The organism is Streptomyces sp. NPDC059456, from assembly GCF_042750055.1.
Taxonomy (GTDB): Bacteria; Actinomycetota; Actinomycetes; order Streptomycetales; family Streptomycetaceae; genus Streptomyces.
Map to the genome: position 1 here is coordinate 1 of NZ_JBHYVA010000706.1, position 4,354 is coordinate 4,354.

Annotated in this window: 4 protein-coding genes and 1 pseudogene; all 5 read left to right on the plus strand. The window is 73.1% G+C overall.

All coding sequences use genetic code 11. The features are described from left to right. Positions 1-38 precede the first annotated feature (38 nt). Positions 39-605 (plus strand): annotated as a pseudogene (locus ACFXA3_RS36825) (shikimate dehydrogenase); the annotation flags it as partial. Positions 606-828: 223 nt separating this feature from the next. After that, the gene (gene aroC, locus ACFXA3_RS36830) at positions 829-2,013 is read left to right on the plus strand and encodes a chorismate synthase (protein WP_385194587.1); all 1,185 of its coding nucleotides are present in this window, start codon (positions 829-831) and stop codon (positions 2,011-2,013) included. Continuing rightward, positions 2,010-2,528, plus strand: a complete 519-nt coding sequence (locus ACFXA3_RS36835) for a shikimate kinase (RefSeq protein WP_385194590.1) — start codon at positions 2,010-2,012, stop codon at positions 2,526-2,528. Before aroC ends, ACFXA3_RS36835 begins: the two co-directional genes overlap by 4 nt. After that, a complete protein-coding gene (gene aroB / locus ACFXA3_RS36840; protein WP_385194592.1) occupies positions 2,525-3,616 on the plus strand; it encodes a 3-dehydroquinate synthase in 1,092 nt (363 codons plus the stop codon). The genes ACFXA3_RS36835 and aroB overlap by 4 nt, the downstream gene beginning before the upstream one ends. Beyond that, a complete protein-coding gene (gene aroQ, locus ACFXA3_RS36845) occupies positions 3,613-4,053 on the plus strand; it encodes a type II 3-dehydroquinate dehydratase (RefSeq protein ID WP_376202692.1) in 441 nt (146 codons plus the stop codon). The genes aroB and aroQ overlap by 4 nt, the downstream gene beginning before the upstream one ends. Positions 4,054-4,354 lie beyond the last annotated feature (301 nt).

Below are 4,354 nucleotides of genomic sequence, written 5' to 3' on the forward strand. Positions count from 1 at the left end.
CACACAATTTTTCGGCGGCTGCGTCCTTTGTTTAAACGACACCGGTCCTGACCCGGGACGGCCGGCGCGTCGGTGACAACACCGACATCCCCGGCATCGTCTCCGCGCTCCACGAGCGCGGCGTCGACGCGGTGGACGGCGCCACCATCCTCGGCGCCGGGGCCACCGCCTCCTCCGCCCTGGCCGCGCTCGCCCGGATCTGCACCGGCGAGGTCACGGTGTACGTGCGCTCCAAGGCCCGCGCCGACGAGATGCAGGAATGGGGCGAGCGCCTCGAGGTGGCCGTCCGCACGGCCGACTGGACGGACGCGGCCGACGGGCTCGGCGCACCGCTGGTCATCGCGACCACTCCGGCACGCGCCACGGACTGGCTGGCGGACCACGTACCGGCCGACGGCGCGGGAACCCTGTTCGACGTCCTGTACGACCCCTGGCCGACCGCCCTCGCCGCCGCCTGGTCGCAGCACGGCGGCCGGCTCCTCGGCGGCCTGGACCTCCTCGTCCACCAGGCGGTGCTCCAGGTCGAGCAGATGACCGGCCGCCACACCGCGCCGCTGGCGGCCATGCGCGCCGCAGGCGAGGCCGCGCTGCGCACCCGCCACTGATCCCGCCGGCCGATCCCCGCCGGCACACCTGATGCACTGCTCGGGCCGATCTTGCTCCCGTACGGGCCCACCCGCCAGGGTGACCCCGGGTGCACCGCAGTCCGCCAGCTGGACCGGAGGGCGGCGCACCGGCCCGGACGTGGGAGGATCGGGTGTGGCGGGTCCGGGCGCCGAGCACCCGGCCGCGCCGCCGCAGTACCAGGCGCGAGCATGAGGAGCATCGTTGAGCAGGTTGCGTTGGCTGACCGCGGGAGAGTCGCACGGACCGGCACTGGTCGCGACGCTGGAGGGTCTTCCCGCCGGCGTTCCGGTCACCACCGAGCTGGTGGCGGACCACCTGGCCCGGCGCCGGCTCGGCTATGGCCGCGGTGCCCGGATGAAGTTCGAGCAGGACGAGGTCACCTTCCTCGGCGGCGTGCGCCACGGGCTTTCGCAGGGTTCCCCGGTGGCGGTGATGATCGGCAACACCGAGTGGCCGAAGTGGGAGACGGTGATGTCGGCCGACCCGGTCGATCCCTCGCTGCTGAAGGAGACCGGCCGCAACGCGCCGCTGACGCGCCCGCGCCCCGGCCACGCCGACCTCGCGGGCATGCAGAAGTACGGCTTCTCCGAGGCCCGTCCGATCCTGGAGCGGGCGAGTGCCCGTGAGACGGCCGCCCGGGTCGCCCTCGGCGCCGTCGCCCGGTCCTTCCTGAAGGAAGCGGCCGGCATCGAGATCGTGTCGCACGTGGTGGAGCTGGCCTCGGCGAAGGCCCCGTACGGGGTCTACCCGACGCCCGCCGACGTCGAGAAGCTGGACGCGGACCCGGTGCGCTGCCTGGATGCGGATGCCTCGAAGGCGATGGTCGCGGAGATCGACCAGGCCCACAAGGACGGGGACACCCTCGGCGGTGTCGTCGAGGTCCTGGCGTACGGGGTGCCGGTCGGGCTGGGCTCGCACGTGCACTGGGACCGGCGTCTGGACGCCCGTCTGGCGGCGGCGCTGATGGGTATCCAGGCGATCAAGGGTGTGGAGGTCGGCGACGGCTTCGACCTGGCCCGGGTGCCCGGCTCGAAGGCGCACGACGAGATCGTGTCCACGCCCGAGGGCATCAAGCGGACCTCGGGCCGTGCGGGTGGTACCGAGGGCGGTCTGACCACGGGCGAGCTGCTGCGCGTACGGGCGGCGATGAAGCCCATCGCGACCGTCCCGAAGGCGCTCGCCACGGTGGACGTGGCCACCGGCGAGGCGGCCGCCGCGCACCACCAGCGCTCCGACGTCTGCGCCGTGCCCGCCGCGGGCATCGTCGCCGAGGCCATGGTCGCGCTCGTGCTGGCCGACGCCCTGCTGGAGAAGTTCGGCGGCGACTCGGTCCCCGAGACCCGCCGCAACGTCCGGTCGTACCTCGACAACCTGCAGATCCGGTGACGGGCGGACCACTGGTCGTCCTCGTCGGGCCCATGGGCTCCGGCAAGTCCACGGTGGGGGCGCTGCTCGCCGAACGGCTCGGCGTCCCCTACCGGGACACCGACGCCGACATCGTCGCCGCGCAGGGCCGAGAGATCTCGGACCTCTTCGTCGACGAGGGCGAGCCGTACTTCCGTGAGCTGGAGCGGCGGGCGGTCGCCGCCGCGCTCTCCGAGCACACGGGCGTCCTCGCCCTCGGCGGCGGCGCCGTCCTCGACGAGGGCACCCGGGAGCTGCTGTCCGGGCTGCCCGTCGCCTATCTGTCGATGGACGTCGAGGAAGCCGTCCGGCGCGTCGGCCTGGGCGCAGCCCGCCCGCTGCTCGCCGTCAACCCGCGCCGCCAGTGGCGCGAGCTGATGGAGGCCCGCCGCCCCCTGTACACCGAAGTCGCGCGCGTCGTCGTGGCCACCGACGACCGCACCCCCGAAGAGGTCGCCCAGGCGGTCCTCGACGCTCTGGAGTTGAAGGACGTATGACAGACCAGGTGACGCGGATCAACGTCGGCGGAAGCGCCGGCCACGACCCGTACGACGTGCTGGTCGGCCGGCAGCTGCTCGGCGAACTCGGCACACTGATCGGCACGAAGGCGCAGCGGGTCGCCGTGATCCACCCCGAGGCGCTGGCCTCGACCGGTGAGGCGCTCCGCGACGACCTGGCCGAACAGGGCTACGAGGCGGTCGCCATCCAGGTGCCGAACGCCGAGGAGGCCAAGACGGCCGAGGTCGCCGCGTACTGCTGGAAGGCCCTCGGCCAGTCCGGCTTCACCCGCACCGACGTCATCGTCGGCGTCGGCGGCGGTGCCACCACCGACCTCGCGGGCTTCGTCGCGGCCACCTGGCTGCGCGGAGTGCGCTGGATCGCCGTGCCGACCACCGTGCTCGCCATGGTCGACGCGGCCGTCGGCGGCAAGACCGGCATCAACACCGCCGAGGGCAAGAACCTCGTCGGCTCCTTCCACCCGCCGGCCGGCGTGCTGTGCGACCTCGCGGCGCTGGACTCGCTGCCGGTCAACGACTACGTCAGCGGCCTCGCCGAGATCATCAAGGCCGGCTTCATCTCCGACCCGGTGATCCTCGACCTCATCGAGGCGGACCCGGCGGCCGCCCGCACGCCCGACGGCCCGCACACCGCGGAACTCATCGTGCGCTCGATCCAGGTCAAGGCGGACGTCGTCTCCAGCGACCTGAAGGAATCGGGTCTGCGGGAGGTCCTCAACTACGGGCACACCCTCGCCCACGCCATCGAGAAGAACGAGCGCTACAAGTGGCGGCACGGCGCCGCCGTGTCCGTCGGCATGGTCTTCGCCGCCGAGCTCGGCCGGCTCGCGGGCCGCCTCGACGACGCGACGGCCGACCGGCACCGGGAGATCCTGGCCGCCGTCGGACTGCCGCTGACCTACCGCGGCGACCAGTGGCCCAAGCTGCTCCAGACCATGCAGGTCGACAAGAAGTCCCGCGGCAACCTGCTGCGCTTCATCGTCCTCGACGGCCTCGGCAAGCCCACCGTCCTGGAGGGCCCCGACCCCGCCCACCTGATCGCCGCGTACGGCGAGGTGTCCGCGTGAGCCGCAAGGTGCTCGTCCTGAACGGCCCGAACCTGGGCCGGCTCGGGTCGCGCGAGCCCGACGTGTACGGGGCCACCTCGTACACCGGGCTCGTCGAGACCTGCCGCACACTGGGCGAGGAACTCGGCTTCGACGTCGAGGTCCGCGAGACCAACGACGAGGGCGAGCTCGTGCGCTGGCTGCACGAGGCGGCGGACGGCAAGACCCCGGTCGTGATCAACCCGGGTGCCTTCACGCACTACTCGTACGCCATGCGGGACGCGGCGGCGCAGCGCACCGCGCCGCTGATCGAGGTGCACATCTCGAACCCGTACGCCCGCGAGGAGTTCCGGCACACCTCGGTCATCGCCTCCGTGGCGACCGGGACCGTGGCGGGCTTCGGCATCGGCTCGTACCGGCTGGCGCTGCGCGCACTGGCGGACGAAGTCACGCTCTGACGGTGCTGGTGGGAGGCCCCGCCCCCGTGGTCATATAACGTTCTCGCATCAGTCGGTGGAACGAGACGGAGTGGCAGCGGATGCAGCAAGGAGTAGGGGGCGGCAGCGCGGGGTGGGGGCAGCCGGGACATCATCCGGCCCTGCCCCCGCAGCCGCCGATACCTCCTGCACAGGGGTGGCCGGTGCCGGCGCCCGTACCCCCGGCCCCGCCCCCGCACGCCCCCCCCCCCGGCCCCCATACCACCGGACACAATCCGCAGCCGCCCCCCCTGGCCCGCACCCGCGGCGCCCCCCCCGCCCG

Excerpts from the sequence above, each read along its gene's own strand:
- aroB (WP_385194592.1), top strand. The coding sequence starts at position 2,525 with ATGACAGACCAGGTGACGCGGATCAACGTCGGCGGAAGCGCCGGCCAC.